General features: G+C 55.6%; 1 protein-coding gene. It reads left to right on the forward strand.

Annotation, left to right across the window (positions count from 1 at the left end; translation table 11 throughout):
• Positions 1 to 64 precede the first annotated feature (64 nt).
• Positions 65 to 1,227 (forward strand): IS3 family transposase gene (locus tag BVK86_RS28895; RefSeq protein WP_092267233.1). Its coding sequence is split into 2 segments (ribosomal slippage): positions 65 to 320 and positions 320 to 1,227, totalling 1,164 coding nucleotides; the frame shifts between segments, so codons are not numbered across the junction.
• Positions 1,228 to 1,235: the final 8 nt, after the last annotated feature.

A 1,235-nucleotide genomic window follows, 5' to 3' on the forward strand; every position in this document is an offset into this window, starting at 1 on the left:
TGTAGTGGTCTAATGAAACCGGACACCCATTTAGGCGAGAATGCTCGCCAGATAGAGGTGTCTGATGACCAAACAACGTCGTTCTTTTTCCGCTGAATTCAAACGCGAGGCCGCAGGCCTCGTGCTCGATCAAGGCTATAGCCATATCGAAGCCAGCCGCTCGCTTGGGGTGGTCGAGTCCGCGTTGCGTCGCTGGGTTAACCAACTCCAGCAGGAGCGCAACGGCTTGACTCCGCAGAGCAAGGCGCTGACGCCAGAGCAACAGAAAATCCAGGAATTGGAAGCTCGAATCGCTCGACTTGAGCGGGAGAAATCCATTTTAAAAAAGGCTACCGCGCTCTTGATGTCGGAAGAGCACGAGCGCACGCGCTGATTGATCAACTGAGCCCCCAAGAGCCGGTTGATTGGCTTTGCGCAGTCTTTGATGTCACTCGTTCGTGTTACTACGCCCATCGTCTCAGGCGCCGAACTCCAGACGTTGAGCGGCTTCGGTTGCGCAGCCGGGTTAACGAACTGTTTACGCAAAGTCGAAGCGCCGCCGGTAGCCGCAGCATCGTGTCGATGATGCAGGAAGACGGCGAGCAAATTGGGCGGTTCAAGGTGCGAGGCCTGATGCGGGAACTGGAGTTGGTCAGTAAACAACCTGGATCACATGCCTACAAACAAGCGACGGTTGAGCGGCCTGACATTCCGAACATATTGAATCGAGAGTTTGATGTGCCGGCGCCGAATCAGGTCTGGTGTGGCGACATCACCTACATCTGGGCTCAAGGGAAATGGCATTACCTGGCTGTCGTTATGGATCTTTACGCGCGCCGAGTGGTGGGCTGGGCGCTGTCGAACAAGCCGGATGCGGATCTGGTCATCAAGGCGTTGGACATGGCTTACGAACAGCGTGGCAGGCCTCAAGGGCTTCTGTTTCACTCGGATCAGGGCTCGCAATATGGCAGTCGCCAGTTTCGCCAACGGCTCTGGCGTTACCGCATGCGCCAAAGCATGAGCCGTCGTGGAAACTGCTGGGATAACGCGCCGATGGAGCGTGTGTTTCGCAGCTTGAAAACTGAATGGATACCGACCGTGGGCTACATGACAGCTCAAGAAGCGCACCGCGACATCAGTCATTACCTGATGCATCGGTACAACTGGATTAGACCGCACCAATTCAACAACGGACTGGCCCCAGCTCAGGCCGAGAAAAAACTTAACGTCGTGTCCGGGATTAGTTGACCACTACA

Origin of the sequence: Pseudomonas reinekei (genome assembly GCF_001945365.1) — a bacterium.
Classification (GTDB): Bacteria; Pseudomonadota; Gammaproteobacteria; order Pseudomonadales; family Pseudomonadaceae; genus Aquipseudomonas; species Aquipseudomonas reinekei.